The organism is Mesorhizobium sp. M7A.F.Ca.ET.027.03.2.1, from assembly GCF_003999175.1.
Taxonomy (GTDB): domain Bacteria; phylum Pseudomonadota; class Alphaproteobacteria; order Rhizobiales; family Rhizobiaceae; genus Mesorhizobium.
Window position 1 is genome coordinate 1 of record NZ_RZOM01000993.1, and the last position, 2,311, is coordinate 2,311.

Below are 2,311 nucleotides of genomic sequence, written 5' to 3' on the forward strand. Positions count from 1 at the left end.
GCATTGCGGGCAATGGGGCATGGCGATGATCTGATCATCGCCGACACCAATTTTCCGTCCGATTCGGTGGCGCGCCAGACCGCGCTCGGCCGCGTGCTGCGCATCGATGCCTCGGCGGTGCAAGTGGTCAAGGCGGTGCTGTCGCTCTACCCGCTCGATACATTCGTCGACGATTCGGCCGCGCGCATGGAAATCGTCGGCAAGCCCGACGAGATTCCGCCCGTGCAAAGCGAAGTGCAGAAGGAGGTCGACAACGCCGAGGGCAAGTCGTGGCCGATGATCGCGGTCGAGCGCTATGCCTTCTACGAGCGCGCCAAACAGGCCTATTGCGTCATCCAGACAGGTGAGCGCCGCTTCTACGGCTGCTTCGCCTTCCGCAAGGGCGTCGTGCCGCCGGATGCGCAGTAGCGGCATGGCTTCGGGCAAGCCGGTCGTCATGAAGCCTGTCGTCATATTGGGTGTGTTCGTCGCCGACACCGCCTACAGGGCGCAGCGGCAGCCGCGCATGGGCGAAACCATCCTCGGCACATCCTTCACGCTGGGGCCGGGCGGCAAGGGTTCGAACCAGGCCGTGGCCGCCGGTAAGCTCGGCGTCGACGTCACCTTCCTCACCCGCCTCGGCGTCGATCCCTTCGCCGACATGGCGAGGCAGACCTGGGCGCAGGCGGGCGTGAAGAATGCCGTCATCGATACGCCGGAAAGCTACACCGGTGCGGCCTACATCTTCGTCGAGGAGACCACCGGCAACAACGCCATCATCGTCAGCCCCGGTGCTGCCATGCTGATCTCTCCAGCCGATATCGAAGCCAATGCTGCATTGATCAGCAATGCCGGCGTCTTTGTCACCCAACTCGAACAGCCGATCGAAGCAGCCATGCGGGCGCTGGAGATCGCGCGTGGGGCAGGGGTGACGACGATCCTCAACCCGGCCCCCGCGGCAAAGCTTCCCGACCGCATCTACACGCTGTGCGACTATCTCACGCCCAACGAGACCGAGACGGAGGAACTGACCGGGATGAAGGTGTCCTCGGTCGACGAGGCGCGAGCCGCCGCGGACAGTCTGCTGAAAAAGGGGGTCGGCACGGTCATCGTCACGCTCGGCGACAAGGGCGCGCTTTTGCACTCGAAGGAGCGCTCCGACCATCTTCCAGCCGTCAGCGCCGGCCCGGTGGTCGAAACCACGGGGGCAGGCGATGCCTTCAATGGCGGGCTTGCCGCAGCACTTTCGAGGGGCGTGGAGCCGCTGCAGGCGGTGCGCTTCGCCTGCGCCGTCGCCGGTATCTCCGTGACGCGACCGGGGACTGCACCGTCGATGCCGACATTGCAGGAGGTCGAGGCACTGCTGGCGAGGGGGTGATCTTGCAGGGCCAAGCGTAGGCAAGGGCTGAAAGGACCTGAGTGACCTCAGGTCTCTTGGACCTCAGGTCTCTTGCAAGACAATGTTTTTGACAATCAATGTCGACATTTCTCTGAAGCCAAGAGCTTGATACCCTTGAGAGAAATGGCGCGAGTGACGGGGCTCGAACCCGCGACCTCCGGCGTGACAGGCCGGCACTCTAACCAACTGAGCTACACCCGCGCATGGCGAACACGTGTCAGCCGTGTTCGTCGTTGGGGCGCTGGATAAGGGGTTCGCCACCGGGTGTCAAGCGTGACAGGACAGCATAACAGCAAACAGGAGAAGGTTTTTTGACAGCCGGCGTTTTGTTGGCAAAACCGGCATCCAACCAGGGCATCCTGCGCTCATTTGGCCTTGCGAAGCGGACCCTGACCGCTTAAAGGTCCGGCCCGGAGCGGGCGATTAGCTCAGTTGGTAGAGCGCTTCGTTTACACCGAAGATGTCGGCGGTTCGAGCCCGTCATCGCCCACCATTCCATTAGTCCATTCAAACTGTTGCCAAGACACGGAACCGAGTCGTTCGGTAGATGCTGCAATCACGGCGGCAGCAGCCGAAAATCATTGCCTTCCGGCAACAGCTGCCCACCATCGACAACAATGGTCGTGCCGGTGATGTAGCTGGCGTCGTCGGAGGCGAGGAACAGGAAGGCGTTGGCGACGTCGCGCGGGCTGCCGAGGCGGCCGAGCGGGATGGAGTCCTCCATGTTCTTGATGTAGGCCGCGCCGCGATGCAGCTCGATGGCTTCGGTCAGGATGTTGCCGGGCTCGACACCGTTGACGGTGATGCCGTAGCCGGAGAATTCGAGCGCGGCGGCGCGGATGAAGCCGTTGATGCCGGCCTTGCTGGCCGAATAGTGGCCGTGGCCGGGGCTGGTGACATGCGGGCCGGTGATGGACGAGGTGTAGAGCATAC

General features: G+C 63.2%; 3 protein-coding genes and 2 tRNA genes. 3 read left to right on the plus strand and 2 right to left on the minus strand.

Translation table 11 applies throughout. From position 1 onward, the window contains the following. Positions 1-408: RbsD/FucU family protein (locus tag EN750_RS30125; protein ID WP_127398913.1), on the plus strand; the 408-nt coding region annotated here is incomplete at its 5' end. A 4-nt stretch (positions 409-412) separates the two neighbouring features. Next, entirely contained in the window at positions 413-1,357 is a 945-nt protein-coding gene (gene rbsK, locus EN750_RS30130; protein WP_127398915.1) for a ribokinase, read from the plus strand. Positions 1,358-1,502: 145 nt separating this feature from the next. Here the strand turns inward: rbsK and EN750_RS30135 are convergent. Beyond that, positions 1,503-1,579, minus strand: a tRNA-Asp gene (locus EN750_RS30135). A gap of 216 nt (positions 1,580-1,795) precedes the next feature. Between EN750_RS30135 and EN750_RS30140 the strand changes: the two genes are divergently transcribed. Next, positions 1,796-1,871 (plus strand) — tRNA-Val (locus EN750_RS30140). A 63-nt stretch (positions 1,872-1,934) separates the two neighbouring features. Here EN750_RS30140 and EN750_RS30145 read toward each other — a convergent pair. Continuing rightward, a partial coding sequence (locus EN750_RS30145) for an SDR family oxidoreductase (protein WP_127398914.1) occupies positions 1,935-2,311 on the minus strand: 377 nt, incomplete at its 5' end.